Origin of the sequence: Microcoleus sp. D3_18a_C4 (genome assembly GCF_036702415.1) — a bacterium.
Lineage (GTDB): Bacteria > Cyanobacteriota > Cyanobacteriia > Cyanobacteriales > Microcoleaceae > Microcoleus.
Map to the genome: position 1 here is coordinate 1 of NZ_JAUBTI010000024.1, position 15,040 is coordinate 15,040.

6 protein-coding genes and 1 CRISPR repeat array (1 of these 7 cut by a window edge) are annotated in these 15,040 nt (G+C 47.1%); of the genes, 2 read left to right on the top strand and 4 right to left on the bottom strand.

Features of this window, described 5'->3' with window-relative positions:
• Window positions 1-420: 420 nt before the first annotated feature.
• Complete coding sequence (locus QUB16_RS13505; RefSeq protein ID WP_333316710.1) at window positions 421-2,604, bottom strand: ShlB/FhaC/HecB family hemolysin secretion/activation protein; 2,184 nt, start codon at window positions 2,602-2,604, stop codon at window positions 421-423.
• A 26-nt stretch (window positions 2,605-2,630) separates the two neighbouring features.
• Here QUB16_RS13505 and QUB16_RS13510 point away from each other — a divergent pair, with 26 nt between their 5' ends.
• Both QUB16_RS13510 and QUB16_RS13515 read left to right on the top strand, forming a co-directional pair.
• Window positions 2,631-2,825 (top strand): hypothetical protein, encoded by a 195-nt coding sequence (locus QUB16_RS13510; protein WP_333316712.1) that lies wholly within the window; start codon window positions 2,631-2,633, stop codon window positions 2,823-2,825.
• Window positions 2,826-2,978: 153 nt separating this feature from the next.
• Window positions 2,979-3,158 carry a hypothetical protein gene (locus QUB16_RS13515; protein WP_333316714.1) on the top strand — a complete coding sequence of 60 codons (180 nt, stop codon included), beginning with the start codon at window positions 2,979-2,981 and terminating at the stop codon, window positions 3,156-3,158.
• A gap of 221 nt (window positions 3,159-3,379) precedes the next feature.
• Here QUB16_RS13515 and QUB16_RS13520 read toward each other — a convergent pair whose 3' ends face one another.
• From QUB16_RS13520 to QUB16_RS33595, 3 genes are all read right to left on the bottom strand, one after another.
• On the bottom strand, window positions 3,380-4,387 hold the full coding sequence (locus tag QUB16_RS13520) for a protochlorophyllide reductase (RefSeq protein ID WP_333099251.1): 1,008 nt from the start codon (window positions 4,385-4,387) through the stop codon (window positions 3,380-3,382).
• Window positions 4,388-5,035: 648 nt separating this feature from the next.
• Window positions 5,036-6,154: an alkene reductase gene (locus tag QUB16_RS13525; protein WP_333316716.1), complete on the bottom strand. Its 1,119-nt coding sequence runs from the start codon at window positions 6,152-6,154 to the stop codon at window positions 5,036-5,038.
• Window positions 6,155-6,278: 124 nt separating this feature from the next.
• The gene (locus QUB16_RS33595; protein WP_445251122.1) at window positions 6,279-6,434 is read right to left on the bottom strand and encodes a transposase; all 156 of its coding nucleotides are present in this window, start codon (window positions 6,432-6,434) and stop codon (window positions 6,279-6,281) included.
• Window positions 6,435-6,552: 118 nt separating this feature from the next.
• Window positions 6,553-15,040: direct repeats of the CRISPR family, unit length 37 nt; unit sequence GTTTCAATCCCTGGTAGGGTTTTAGGTTGTTTTCGGC (it continues 5,558 nt past the right edge of the window).

The window sequence follows — 15,040 nt, forward strand, 5'->3', positions numbered from 1 at the left end:
GATTCAAGGCGACTGAAGTCGCAGCCGCTTTCCTCCCCATGTCTAAAGCCAGGGGCTTCTCGCTCGTTTTCCGGTGAACTGGAATTTACTATTCCCATGAAGTGCGGATTAGATATAATATCAAATCCGCACTTTATCGGAATTATTCATCTCTCTTCCCTTCCTCTGTATCCTCTGCGTTCTCTGCGGTTAAATCATTCCAAGCTAACCGGAATTAATATTTAGCAATCCTTGCAGGACTCGTAAACTTTTTACCCCACCCCAACCCTCCCCTTGGTAAGGGGAGGGAGTAAGAAATTCACAAATGATTTAGGATTGCTATAGATTGAAGTAGAGCATGGAATTAGCTGAACTATATTTAGTCGTCCTAGCGGTGGAATTCCCCTAGGATACAGGGGTTTCAACCCCAGCCAGAACTAGCTAGAAACCAAAGTAATTAATCCGAAAGTAGATGCCTTTTTCCTGCAAAGTTCGATCGCCCGATCGAGCATTTATCAAAGGAATACCGTAGTCGAGACGCACATTCAACCGATCGCCCATCTGCCAAATAAGCCCCAAACCTGCACCCAGCAGTTTATCCGAGTCAGGATTCGGCTTTTCTCCTGAATGGTTCCATCCTAACCCAAAATCGATAAACGGAGCCACTTGCAACAATCCTTCCACTTCCGGGACACGCCAAACCGGAATTCGCACTTCAGCAGAGGCGATCGCACCGCTATCAGTTAACAGCAAATCTTGGCGGTATCCGCGCACGCTTTGAACGCCACCGATCCCAATTTGTTCGAGGGAAAGCAGGGGGCGATCGGCTAATTGAATGTCAGAACGCACTATCAGCAAGGTTTCTGGGGCTAGCAGCCGCACATACTGGGCTTGGCCGCGCCACGCCAGAAAACTGCTGTCGGGCCCGCTATCGTTCGCAGTAGCGCCGAACAGATTAGTGCCGAGGGAGAATTGCGATCGCGCCGCGAACACTTGGTTGGAACTCCGCTGCACGTATTCTTGAAAAAAGCGCACCGCCGAAACCCGGGTTTCGCCGCGCTCATTTGCTCCCGCCGAAAGCGCAAATCGTTCCCCTGACAGGAATGTGTCGCTTTCTTGCCGCGAAAAACTCAGTCCCAAAGCCAAAGTGCGATCGGGCTTTTCGACAATCGGCTGGCGGTAAGTTAACTCGTAGGTGCGCGATTTCCCCTCAATTTCAGCAGCATCAAACGGTTCCTCGATGATATTGGTGCTAGCAGCACTCGCAGCGAATCCAATCGTGCCGTTGCGTGCGTTGACGGGGACTGTGTAGCTGCCGTTGAATTCGTTGCTGCCGTCGGTGTTAGCATAAGATACCTCTAATCCGTCGCCCAAACCGAGCAAATTTGCTTGATTGATGCGAACACCGCGCCGAAAACTGCCGACGCTGGGCGATCGGTTGTTGTCTGCAAACACTTCAGCGCTAAAGCTGTCTGCTTCTTTGACGCGCACTTCTAAGCGGCTGTTTTCCGGGCGGCTTCCGGCTTGCAATTCGGCGGAAATATTGCCAATTAAGGGGTCTAGTTGCAGCATTTGCAAGGCTTCCAGCAACCGATCGCGGTTGAGGGGCCGTCTGGTAGCGCGTTCTAGGCGCGATCGCACGTAATTTGAATTTAAGCGCCTGTTTCCACTAATCACAATTTCATCTAATCCGCCTTCTACAATCCGCATTTTCACCACACCTCCTTCTCTCGGAAAGGTTTGGTTGGCGATGATTACAGCGCCGGAGTTGATGTATCCTGCGGCTACATATTTTTGAGTGACGGCTGCTTCGGCTGCGATCAGTTCGGCAAAGGTGATTTCGCGGCCCGCAAACTGTTGCGTAACTTCTGCGAGTTCGCGATCGCTAAAGGCTGTGTTGCCCTCAAATTCAAAGCGATCGACCCTAATTGTACCTATAATCCCCGGTCTATCATCGCCGGGAACAGGTGTTAGGGGGGCTGGTGGGAGGGGAGACGGCGCAGGGGGTTGCGGCGGCTCAGGAGCTGGTAATTCGGGTTCTCGCGGCAGAATTGGGTTGGGCAGTTGACTGAGTTGCGAGGCTCGATCGATACCCAAATCAATTTTTTTTCGGTCAATACTTTCTTCTAGTTTTTGATCTGAGTTAAAAAGCTCGGTTTCTTGAGTTTTTGTGCTGAAAGTGCGATCCTCTCCGAGGGCTTCGCTAACGGTCTGAGATGTTGCACCCTTGTCAATAAGCCTGTTACCGGCGGGCTCTATGCCCACCCCACAATCAAACTCACTGGTTGTGGAACAGGCATCTTGCCTGTTCTTGAGAATGGTGTAAGATGTCACATCGACTGAATTTGCCGAGGAAGGCGGTAAGTCGGGAGTTTCCGCCGCCACCGAGTGTTCTGATTCAGCGGGTAACTGCGTTTCCTCGTCTTTTACGGGCAAGTCTTCGCGGTTGTCAAGATTAGTATCGGGAAGGAAAGCTCGATCGCCTCTGCTGCTAACTGCTGCCAAAGCCTCAACATTTGAGGTCAAAATTTCAACTGTGCTAGCGGATGTTTTCGCTGGTTTGGCCAACACAACTAACCCCAAAATACCAGCGAATAAAAATAGTTTTTGCGATCGACAAGCCATAGAATCTAATTATCTCGAATAATTGGGTGAAAATATTTTCCGCAATAGAGCACCTTCAAGTAAAAGTCAATCTTAACAGCAAAAAAAAGGAAACAGCCGTCCCAGCCAACAGTTTCGGCGACGGCTACAAACCAAAAGGTCGATCGACGGCTGTTCATTTCCCAACACTTACGCTTCAATCGGGTGATTATCCGAAAAAATATCGTGTAAGTCGATCGTAAACCGTAAAAAAAAACAAATTTTTTTTAGTTGCAAAACCTACGCTTTCATGCTATGGCAGCGACCCGAACAGTCCTAGACACCAGGGTAAACCAGAAACGCGCTACAACTGAGATATTGCACCATTCTCAATAATCTTTTTATGAACAGGCAAGATGCCTGTTCCACAAGAGATAAATTTTCTTGTGGAACAGGCATCTTGCCTGTTCTTGAGAATGGTGCAAGATGTGAGTTACGCCTGTTCCACAACAGATAAATTTTCTTGTGGAACAGGCATCTTGCCTGTTCTTGAGAATGGTGCAAGATGTGAGTTACGCCTGTTCCACAACAGATAAATTTTCTTGTGGAACAGGCATCTTGCCTGTTCGGAAGAATGGTGGAAGATGTGAGTTACAACGCGCATAGCCACTAAAAAAGCCGGTTTCTTTGATTGTGGTGCATCATCCCAAATCCGACTGTAATACCCCCTTTATTATTGAGTCAGCGTCTACCCACATCCTGTGCGTAGACGCCGTTTCAACCGCCAAGCCAGATAAAGGGGGTTTGTAACTTTGAATTATGCAGACCGGCCCGCACCAGCCGCAGCACCCATTTGAGCCCCGTCAGTCAATCCCACCAACTTAGCGCTCAACTCCCACATCCGCTCGCCTTTTTCATCATCGCGGGCCTGGGGAGAAACCTTCTGTACAAAAGACTTACCATCTTTTTTCTGGCGGTTCCCCCAACTCCAATAAGCCCCAGATTGCTTGTATTCTGGATCAGCAACCACCATCGCCAGCCTTTCGCCCGCCAACTCCTGCGACACGTAACCCCCGGTGATATTCTTCTGAAACAGCGGGAACAGCTTCTGAAATAGGGGATAGTGATTGCGGAAAAGCGGCGTATCCGCGACGCATCCCGGATACAGCGAAGTGAAAGTAATCCCCGTGGATTCGTGAAAGCGGCGGTGCAATTCCCGCATCGTCAGCACATTACAAACTTTGCTATCTTTGTAAGCCTTGACCGGTTCAAACTTCTTGCCATCAACCATCGAAATTGGGTCTTTGAAACCCGCTTCAAAACCCTCAAACTTGCCCAAATCCGGGCGCGGCGGAATCTTCCCGCCCAACTCGTCTGGATTGTGAGTCACAGTTCCCAAAATCACGATTCTCGCATCGGAATAATAGGAAGGCTTCATATTTTCCATCATCAGGTTGCACAGCAGGAAATGACCCAGGTGATTGGTAGTCATCGTCAACTCATAACCCTCCGGGCTCCGCAGCGGTTCCTTAATCAAAGGCATATAAATGGCCGCGTTGCACACCAAAGCGTCCAGAGGCCTGCCGCTGGCTTTAAATGCGCGAGCAAACCGGCGCACGCTCTCCAAATCGCCCAAGTCAATCTCCATGATGGAGAAACTGCCTTCAGGTATACCCAACTCTCGCGCGGCGTCTCCGGCTTTCCGCACGTCCCGACAGGCCATGACTACGTGCCATCCCTTGTCTGCAAGAGCTTTCGCGCCGTACAAACCGACGCCGGAGGAAGCGCCGGTAATGATAACCGTGGATTTGTGATTTTGTGCCATCTTGTTAAAAGCGCTTCCGCTATTGATTTTTTTCAGGCACTCAAACCCTGAGCTAGCAGCTTGGATGTTTTGAAGTACCCTATGGTTATTAGGATATGAGGAAACGTTCTCGATCTCAACCGGGAGCCTCTAACTTTTGCCGGCAAGCTAGAAATTGGAGGCAGGAGGCAGGGGGCAGGGGGCAGGAGGCGGGAGGAAGAAGGAAGGAGCCACAAGAAGTGTTTTTACAAATAGGAAATACTCGCTCTCAACGGGCGATTAAAATTAAATAGGCTTCCAACTCCCAGTCCTATTTTGAGAAATTAACCATACATCTTTTATATCATGTCCAATCGATTGACCGCGATTAAAGACCGGGGCGGGTTTACAGATTTTCCCGTTTCTATTCAATATCTTGGTGAGGGGATCCCCTACAGGAATCATGGTTAATTGACCGGACATGATATTAGGGGCGGGTTGACAATTATCTATGATGCACATACTCGGTATTTATTGATAAACCCGCCCCAATCAACTCAACTAAGGATCGCGAATTAAATAATTTACACTCTTGAAAGTGGGTTGGGCGTCCCGCCCGCCCTTTCTGGACGGGCGGGACGCCCATCCCACAAGAACCATCACGCATTCTAAGTTATTTAATTCTCATTCCTAAGAAATAGCTTGAGGTTCCTGATAGGTAGGGAAATCGATATAACCTTCAGGCCCAAAAGAATACCAGACGCCGACTTCAGCAGGCGGATTGAGCGGCCAACCATTAGTAAAACGCTCTACCAAATCGGGATTGCTGATAAAATCCCGACCAAAAGCTATTAAATCCGCAACTTTGCTGCTCAGGGCCGTTTCAGCCTGTTCTTGAGTATATCCGCAGTTCCCGACGAGCGGCCCTGCAAACACATCGCGAAACTCTCCTATCGTCATCGGCGTTCCCAATTCGTGAAAGCCAAATGCCAAACCGTCCACCAAGTGAAGGTAAGCTAAATCATAGGCATTTAACTGCCCTGCGATATACAGAAAATCTTCGCGGTAACTGGGAGAACCCATGTCATTGTAAACACCGTTGGGAGAAAGTCTAACTCCCACTCTGTTTGCCGGATATACTGTGATTATTGCCTCGACAATTTCCTTAAGAAAACGGTAGCGATTTTCAACTGAGCCGCCATAGGAATCAGTGCGGTGATTGGTTTTTGTTTGCAGGAATGTGTCAATGAGATAGCCGTTTGCCGCGTGAATTTCTACACCGTCAAAACCTGCCATTTTTGCCCGTTCCGCCGCCTTGCGATAATCTTCTACAACCAGGGAGATTTCATCGGTTTCTAGAGCGCGGGGAGTTTCGTAGGGTTGTTTGCCTAGAGGGGTATGAATGCCTTCTCCGTTTATTTTGATGGCAGAGGCTGCAACTGGCAATTGATTGTTTTGATGAAAACTGCTGTGGGAAGCTCGTCCGCAGTGCCAAAGCTGCATGAAAATGGGCGTTTCGTGGGCATGAACCGCAGTCACAATTTGTTTCCAAGCTTCGCCTTGCTCGTCTGAATAAATACCGGGCGTATTGAGCCAACCATTAGCTTGAGTAGAAACCACTGTGGCTTCTGTAATGATTAAACCAGCGGAGGCTCGCTGAGTGTAATACTCTGCCATCAAGGCGTTGGGCATCCGCGCTTCACCGGCTCTGGCTCTCGTCATGGGTGCCATGAGTACCCGGTTTTTTAAGGGTAAATCTCCGATTTTGAAGGGGCTTAGTAGGAGTGGAGAAGTTGTTTGGGTGGTCATAATTTTGAGGTTTTGTCAACTGAAGAATCTGGGAAATTACATTTAGCAACGGCCGGTGTTAGGACGCAAGGCGCAAGACATCCAAGGGTCGCCAAAATGTAAGCAATCAAACTCATCAAGCTGTTTACGATTTTGACTTTTTAGCCAAGACTCTTCTTTGTTCAATTTTGTTAAACTCTGGAGAGTATGGCGGTAAATATAATAGTCTACACCCGGCTGTTTGAATCAATTCCTGAATCGGAGCACTTTTATCAAATGTGAGATTATCGATGAGCACCACCTCTGCTGTGAGTGTTGGAAGGAAACTTGTTTCCGGCGAAGAAGGAGTCAGGAGTCAGGAGTCAGGAGAAGAATGCCCTCTTTCCTCCTGTCTCCTCCTCTGGTGAATACTTCCGAAGGTTTCAATCCCTGGTAGGGTTTTAGGTTGTTTTCGGCAAAAAGCGCTGTTAAGATCGGGCTTTATTGAGAATGAAGTTTCAATCCCTGGTAGGGTTTTAGGTTGTTTTCGGCTGATGGAATGTGGTTACGGTCGCAGGAATTATGGTTTCAATCCCTGGTAGGGTTTTAGGTTGTTTTCGGCGCTTGTAACGTTGATTCTATCGTTACTGTTATCAGTTTCAATCCCTGGTAGGGTTTTAGGTTGTTTTCGGCTTGCATCGGCATCACCAATCAAGGAGTTGCAGCCGGTTTCAATCCCTGGTAGGGTTTTAGGTTGTTTTCGGCACTTTCAGGAATTGGAATGATTCGATTTCTAGGATTGTTTCAATCCCTGGTAGGGTTTTAGGTTGTTTTCGGCAACTATCTAAAAGGGATGCGGCCGTAGATTTGTTTCAATCCCTGGTAGGGTTTTAGGTTGTTTTCGGCTTATATTTCTCTGCCCCCGCAGGAGTCCTCCCAGATGTTTCAATCCCTGGTAGGGTTTTAGGTTGTTTTCGGCTCATTCTGCCTAGCTGCAATGCCACCTGATTGCGTTTCAATCCCTGGTAGGGTTTTAGGTTGTTTTCGGCCAACGAAAAAACTGGATTCTTAAAGGCTGCGGTCGTGTTTCGTTTCAATCCCTGGTAGGGTTTTAGGTTGTTTTCGGCCTTTACTGCAAACCCCTGTGGATTAGTAATCGTACCGTTTCAATCCCTGGTAGGGTTTTAGGTTGTTTTCGGCTTAGCTTACGTCCCGCGAGGTACAAAGGTTCCGCTAGTTTCAATCCCTGGTAGGGTTTTAGGTTGTTTTCGGCATTACTGGCTGATCGATTGTGCGATCACAGTTTTTGTTTCAATCCCTGGTAGGGTTTTAGGTTGTTTTCGGCCTAAAATTTTGTAATCCTGCGAGTCTATGAAGAAAAGTTTCAATCCCTGGTAGGGTTTTAGGTTGTTTTCGGCTTAACAGGGAAGCCGGGACTATCTTGGCTATAGGCGTTTCAATCCCTGGTAGGGTTTTAGGTTGTTTTCGGCATTTTCGAGAGAAACAGTTTGATTTTGCATCAAGTTGTTTCAATCCCTGGTAGGGTTTTAGGTTGTTTTCGGCAATTTTCCTACAATCTGGTTTTCTGGAGAAATTGTTTCAATCCCTGGTAGGGTTTTAGGTTGTTTTCGGCGGATGATATAAGCCTGATGAAGGATAATAGCGCGTTTCAATCCCTGGTAGGGTTTTAGGTTGTTTTCGGCATTTTTCATCCAAAAATTGACGCGCTGAGGCGATTTGTTTCAATCCCTGGTAGGGTTTTAGGTTGTTTTCGGCATGGCAGCGGCTGCACAAATTCCGGTAGGCATGGCCGCGTTTCAATCCCTGGTAGGGTTTTAGGTTGTTTTCGGCTTGACCCGTATAAAAAAGCTCAATTCCACGCTTGCGTTTCAATCCCTGGTAGGGTTTTAGGTTGTTTTCGGCAGGATATAAAGATTTAAGGCGTAAGAATTATGAGTTTCAATCCCTGGTAGGGTTTTAGGTTGTTTTCGGCTTGATTTTGAGAAATGGTGGAAAGAATTTTCTAGTTTCAATCCCTGGTAGGGTTTTAGGTTGTTTTCGGCCTGGCGATGCCCCGGTAAACCTAACTACTCTGGCGTTTCAATCCCTGGTAGGGTTTTAGGTTGTTTTCGGCACCGCCCCTTGTGCTTTTGTTCAAAATGCTGAGGTTTCAATCCCTGGTAGGGTTTTAGGTTGTTTTCGGCAAACCAGCAAATCACCCAAAACAATGACATTTCAAGTTTCAATCCCTGGTAGGGTTTTAGGTTGTTTTCGGCTCAGGGTGGATCGTCTTTCTGTAATATGGCCTATGTTTCAATCCCTGGTAGGGTTTTAGGTTGTTTTCGGCTTGGTGGTTTTGTACCCAGCATCTGCCAGCACTGGTTTCAATCCCTGGTAGGGTTTTAGGTTGTTTTCGGCAAAAAACACGATCAGCCCACCCTTTAATATAGGGGTTTCAATCCCTGGTAGGGTTTTAGGTTGTTTTCGGCATGTTGTTGAAACTCCGACCACCAGTATTGGAAATTTGTTTCAATCCCTGGTAGGGTTTTAGGTTGTTTTCGGCGGTGCCAGTATTCAGAAGCAAGCATCCCTTAGTTGTTTCAATCCCTGGTAGGGTTTTAGGTTGTTTTCGGCGGTATCAAAAATCGGCTACGCCCTTCATAAAGGGGTTTCAATCCCTGGTAGGGTTTTAGGTTGTTTTCGGCTATCTACCTCTGTGATGTTGGGATAGAGGCCCGGGTTTCAATCCCTGGTAGGGTTTTAGGTTGTTTTCGGCGTCTATTGAGAAGCGTTTTGATTTTTTTGTTCCTGTTTCAATCCCTGGTAGGGTTTTAGGTTGTTTTCGGCTTTGGGGGCTGGTTTGCAAACTTAATCAACTTCGTTTCAATCCCTGGTAGGGTTTTAGGTTGTTTTCGGCGGTGATGAGTCTGACTGAGCGGCAGAAACAGCAAGTTTCAATCCCTGGTAGGGTTTTAGGTTGTTTTCGGCGAAACGCCCTTCGGGGCGTCTGCCGGGTGGTTGTGTTTCAATCCCTGGTAGGGTTTTAGGTTGTTTTCGGCGCTAGTTGCACTCAGGGGGCGTCGCAGGGAGTTAGTTTCAATCCCTGGTAGGGTTTTAGGTTGTTTTCGGCTATCAGTCACCGTCAATCAAGCGCAAGCGATTAAGTTTCAATCCCTGGTAGGGTTTTAGGTTGTTTTCGGCACCGCACCCACTACCGCACCCAAAAAATCTAAGTTTCAATCCCTGGTAGGGTTTTAGGTTGTTTTCGGCGAAAACCCCCTAGCACAATCTAGGGGGTAATAGCTGTTTCAATCCCTGGTAGGGTTTTAGGTTGTTTTCGGCTGATTGTAGATACCCTTGATGAGTTAGAAGCAAGTTTCAATCCCTGGTAGGGTTTTAGGTTGTTTTCGGCTTGCTTTGGCTTTTGTTATTTCTTTCTTTTGCGTGTTTCAATCCCTGGTAGGGTTTTAGGTTGTTTTCGGCTTTAAAGGAAATGGCAGCAAACAATGGTGGTTTGTTTGGTTTCAATCCCTGGTAGGGTTTTAGGTTGTTTTCGGCTCCTTCATTAGTCTGGAGTCCCGCATTCGTCAGGTTTCAATCCCTGGTAGGGTTTTAGGTTGTTTTCGGCTTTCAACGGGAAATTGACAACAAATTAGCTAAGGTTTCAATCCCTGGTAGGGTTTTAGGTTGTTTTCGGCTTCATCAGATAACATCATTGTTACTGGTACAGGTTTGTTTCAATCCCTGGTAGGGTTTTAGGTTGTTTTCGGCTTCAATAACTGCGAATTTTGGTTGCAGTTCTCGGAGTTTCAATCCCTGGTAGGGTTTTAGGTTGTTTTCGGCCTTGCTCTTTCTCCTCTGCGGTTTGTCCCTTGTGGGAAGTTTCAATCCCTGGTAGGGTTTTAGGTTGTTTTCGGCTTCCCGAAGTCCACCGTTTTGTCGTGGGATAAGAAAGTTTCAATCCCTGGTAGGGTTTTAGGTTGTTTTCGGCTTATGAGGTTCTGTTCAATGGAAGCATACTTTACTGTTTCAATCCCTGGTAGGGTTTTAGGTTGTTTTCGGCTTGCAGATTATTCCGACGTTGCACCGGAAGATTTAGCGTTTCAATCCCTGGTAGGGTTTTAGGTTGTTTTCGGCCTCACTTGAGAATTCAGTCAATTAAATTCAGTCAATTAGTTTCAATCCCTGGTAGGGTTTTAGGTTGTTTTCGGCACAGCACTCAACGGTTTGAGGTTGCTGCGATAATGCGTTTCAATCCCTGGTAGGGTTTTAGGTTGTTTTCGGCACTCCGTCCCCAACTCCTACACCAACCCCTTTTGTTTCAATCCCTGGTAGGGTTTTAGGTTGTTTTCGGCACCTGTCCCCTGGCGGGATGGTTTAATTGACTGAATTCTCAAGTGACTGGTAGGGTTTTAGGTTGTTTTCGGCACCTGTCCCTCAGAAAGCTCTGGGAATCAGTTTTTCTAAGTTTCAATCCCTGGTAGGGTTTTAGGTTGTTTTCGGCCTACTTGGATAATAAAAAGATACACTTATGTGCCCGGTTTCAATCCCTGGTAGGGTTTTAGGTTGTTTTCGGCAAGCATTTTCTTCAATGGGAAAAGGCGAATCACTCGTTTCAATCCCTGGTAGGGTTTTAGGTTGTTTTCGGCTTAATGGCATAGAGTCCGAAGTGCAGTTGCTAGACGTTTCAATCCCTGGTAGGGTTTTAGGTTGTTTTCGGCCTTTAGATGAGGCGAACCGTAGCTGTGCAGAGGGTTTCAATCCCTGGTAGGGTTTTAGGTTGTTTTCGGCACCAGCACAAAGAGCACTGGAGCAAAACCCTGGTAGTTTCAATCCCTGGTAGGGTTTTAGGTTGTTTTCGGCACAAGTACGACTTTCTCTGTTTAAACATTTACAGAGTTTCAATCCCTGGTAGGGTTTTAGGTTGTTTTCGGCAAACCATCTGAAGGGGGTAGTAATGCGGGTAGAAGTTTCAATCCCTGGTAGGGTTTTAGGTTGTTTTCGGCAAATCCAGCAGTGCGATTGGTAGCATCAAGTTCGTTTCAATCCCTGGTAGGGTTTTAGGTTGTTTTCGGCCGCAAAGCCGCCCGCAACCGAGGCCGAGGAAAAGTTTCAATCCCTGGTAGGGTTTTAGGTTGTTTTCGGCATTCTCTGTGACCGTGACGACTCCGACCAACTAGTTTCAATCCCTGGTAGGGTTTTAGGTTGTTTTCGGCTGCAACGTGCATCATTCTACCGACAAAGTAAAAGTGATGTTTCAATCCCTGGTAGGGTTTTAGGTTGTTTTCGGCCCTATCAATGGAAGACAGCCAAACTATGCAAGCTATTGGTTTCAATCCCTGGTAGGGTTTTAGGTTGTTTTCGGCTTTTTTTGGCGACGCAGTGACTCGTTCTCGCGTTTCAATCCCTGGTAGGGTTTTAGGTTGTTTTCGGCCTTGCCGGAATAAATCGAGCCGAGCCCCAAAATACACGGTTTCAATCCCTGGTAGGGTTTTAGGTTGTTTTCGGCTTGACCAAAATCCAAAATTTGCCTCGCCCACAACTTCGGTTTCAATCCCTGGTAGGGTTTTAGGTTGTTTTCGGCAATTGCGGCCCACCACAAACTGAAGATACACCCGATCGCGGTGTTTCAATCCCTGGTAGGGTTTTAGGTTGTTTTCGGCTAGTTATTACCTCTAATTCTTTCTGAGTGAGCCTGTTTCAATCCCTGGTAGGGTTTTAGGTTGTTTTCGGCGTGAGTGGCCGTCATGCCTTTGCCACCTCCCATGAATACAGCTTGTTTCAATCCCTGGTAGGGTTTTAGGTTGTTTTCGGCTTGATTCTACAATCACCCCTCAAGATTCTGATGTTTCAATCCCTGGTAGGGTTTTAGGTTGTTTTCGGCGACACGCTAGCCGAAATAGGTGCCGCCCTTGCCAACGTTTCAATCCCTGGTAGGGTTTTAGGTTGTTTTCGGCAGGACTAAACGCACTTTTCCGGCTTAGTTATACGTTTCAATCCCTGGTAGGGTTTTAGGTTGTTTTCGGCATCGTAATGCTATCCATAAAATACAAGAAAGACTAGTTTCAATCCCTGGTAGGGTTTTAGGTTGTTTTCGGCTCCCCACTGGGTGCTGGTGTGTCTACTCGAATTTTGTTTCAATCCCTGGTAGGGTTTTAGGTTGTTTTCGGCCTATCACGCGCTGTTCCTTGTCCGGTGTAAGCGTTAGCAGTTTCAATCCCTGGTAGGGTTTTAGGTTGTTTTCGGCACTAAATTTGCTGAAGCGTCAGACTTTCTAATCTGGTTTCAATCCCTGGTAGGGTTTTAGGTTGTTTTCGGCTTGAGGTACAGTATTCATAAGTCGCCTCTACTACAGGTTGTTTCAATCCCTGGTAGGGTTTTAGGTTGTTTTCGGCGGCTCGATCGACCACTGTGGACTAAACCTAACATTGTTTCAATCCCTGGTAGGGTTTTAGGTTGTTTTCGGCCTGTTGGTGCTGTCGGTTCCGGCTCGATCGATTCGTTTCAATCCCTGGTAGGGTTTTAGGTTGTTTTCGGCGCCGTGCCTTTATGTATTTGAGACATAAGCCCAGTTTCAATCCCTGGTAGGGTTTTAGGTTGTTTTCGGCAGGTGGCGACGTGATCAATCACAGCCAAGCCGGATGATTGTTTCAATCCCTGGTAGGGTTTTAGGTTGTTTTCGGCTTTCGATCGCAATTTCGGCAAGCGTGTCTGGTGGCAGGGGTTTCAATCCCTGGTAGGGTTTTAGGTTGTTTTCGGCTCTGCCCAATCAAACTTTCTGGCATCGCGCAAGTGTTTCAATCCCTGGTAGGGTTTTAGGTTGTTTTCGGCGGATTGAAACTTGGCAAGGGATTTCTGGCAATTGTTTCAATCCCTGGTAGGGTTTTAGGTTGTTTTCGGCTTTAGGTGCAGAGGACGGATTGCTATTCTTGCACAATGTTTCAATCCCTGGTAGGGTTTTAGGTTGTTTTCGGCTGAAATTTCGGGGGATAGGGCCAGCAAAAGCACGAGTTTCAATCCCTGGTAGGGTTTTAGGTTGTTTTCGGCTCAGCTTGCGGAAAGCGAAAGGTCAAGCCATCCGTTTCAATCCCTGGTAGGGTTTTAGGTTGTTTTCGGCTTTGATTTGCATTGTAATTAGCGGTTATATATTCTGTTTCAATCCCTGGTAGGGTTTTAGGTTGTTTTCGGCGTTCCTAATGAAAAGACCTTGGAGATAATTTGTAAGTTTCAATCCCTGGTAGGGTTTTAGGTTGTTTTCGGCAAAAAATCCCACTGATTAATGTGGGAATTCCAGGTTTCAATCCCTGGTAGGGTTTTAGGTTGTTTTCGGCTTTGGGTCTGACTCCCTACGCCTCGCTTTACGGCGTTTCAATCCCTGGTAGGGTTTTAGGTTGTTTTCGGCGATAACGATACCCGATATTTTGGATCAGGCTCAAGTTTCAATCCCTGGTAGGGTTTTAGGTTGTTTTCGGCAGTCCAAGCTTGCCCAAGCTGCATTGAGGCAGTCGCGTTTCAATCCCTGGTAGGGTTTTAGGTTGTTTTCGGCCTCGGCTTACTTATCACTTATATCACATCAATCAAGGAACGTTTCAATCCCTGGTAGGGTTTTAGGTTGTTTTCGGCGCAATCCGAAATCAATCGCTGACGGTGGCGCTTGTTTCAATCCCTGGTAGGGTTTTAGGTTGTTTTCGGCTTAAGAGTTTGAGGGATTGAAAAATGGATCGAGGTTTCAATCCCTGGTAGGGTTTTAGGTTGTTTTCGGCTTCTAGCCGATCAAATGGGGTTAGGCAAAACCTTGTTTCAATCCCTGGTAGGGTTTTAGGTTGTTTTCGGCTTTAAGCTTGTCCCAGTAATTTTTAGCTTGGCTAAGTTTCAATCCCTGGTAGGGTTTTAGGTTGTTTTCGGCTAAATTAATTTTAGCGGGGCGCGACTCCCGCTTGTTTCAATCCCTGGTAGGGTTTTAGGTTGTTTTCGGCGTAACCCTCTTACGATGTAGTTTTCTACACCTGTGTAGTTTCAATCCCTGGTAGGGTTTTAGGTTGTTTTCGGCTTAATTGCGGCAACTGCCGATGGATTGCCAGACAGCGCCAGCTCAAAGTTTCAATCCCTGGTAGGGTTTTAGGTTGTTTTCGGCTATTTCTGACCGCAGTAGTGCAGGCAGGCAAGGTTGTTTCAATCCCTGGTAGGGTTTTAGGTTGTTTTCGGCTCGGATTAAGTCGGACTAAGGAAGAGACAGACGAGTTTCAATCCCTGGTAGGGTTTTAGGTTGTTTTCGGCAGGCGTGTTAGGCGTACCGATCGCAGCCGTACCGTTTCAATCCCTGGTAGGGTTTTAGGTTGTTTTCGGCAATTCCGGCACTGCTAAACCACCGTAAACATCGGTAGGCTTGTTTCAATCCCTGGTAGGGTTTTAGGTTGTTTTCGGCTCGACCTCCCATAGGTGCATGGAAGTAAAATCGTCGTTTCAATCCCTGGTAGGGTTTTAGGTTGTTTTCGGCTTTGAGTAACTGCTCGCGAATTGAGTCGTCGGGGTCGTTGTTTCAATCCCTGGTAGGGTTTTAGGTTGTTTTCGGCTCCCGTGTGGGATTGCGCTATGCTTTTCGATGTTGGTGTTTCAATCCCTGGTAGGGTTTTAGGTTGTTTTCGGCTCAGGCACGGGCGGTATTTCTTCAACAGACTCGGTGTTTCAATCCCTGGTAGGGTTTTAGGTTGTTTTCGGCGCGGCAACTTAAGTCGGCGGCACCGCCGAAAGATCCCGTTTCAATCCCTGGTAGGGTTTTAGGTTGTTTTCGGCACTCTCTAGTTTTAGAAAACTTCTTAATTTATTCGTTTCAATCCCTGGTAGGGTTTTAGGTTGTTTTCGGCACATTCCTTGTGCTGTTCGCTATTTCAAAGATGAAGTTTCAATCCCTGGTAGGGTTTTAGGTTG

Bases quoted from the DNA above. Each gene is read 5' to 3' on its own strand.
- QUB16_RS13505 (WP_333316710.1), bottom strand. From the start codon at position 2,604: ATGGCTTGTCGATCGCAAAAACTATTTTTATTCGCTGGTATTTTGGGG.
- QUB16_RS13515 (WP_333316714.1), top strand. From the start codon at position 2,979: ATGCCTGTTCCACAAGAGATAAATTTTCTTGTGGAACAGGCATCTTGC.
- QUB16_RS13520 (WP_333099251.1), bottom strand. From the start codon at position 4,387: ATGGCACAAAATCACAAATCCACGGTTATCATTACCGGCGCTTCCTCC.
- QUB16_RS13525 (WP_333316716.1), bottom strand. From the start codon at position 6,154: ATGACCACCCAAACAACTTCTCCACTCCTACTAAGCCCCTTCAAAATC.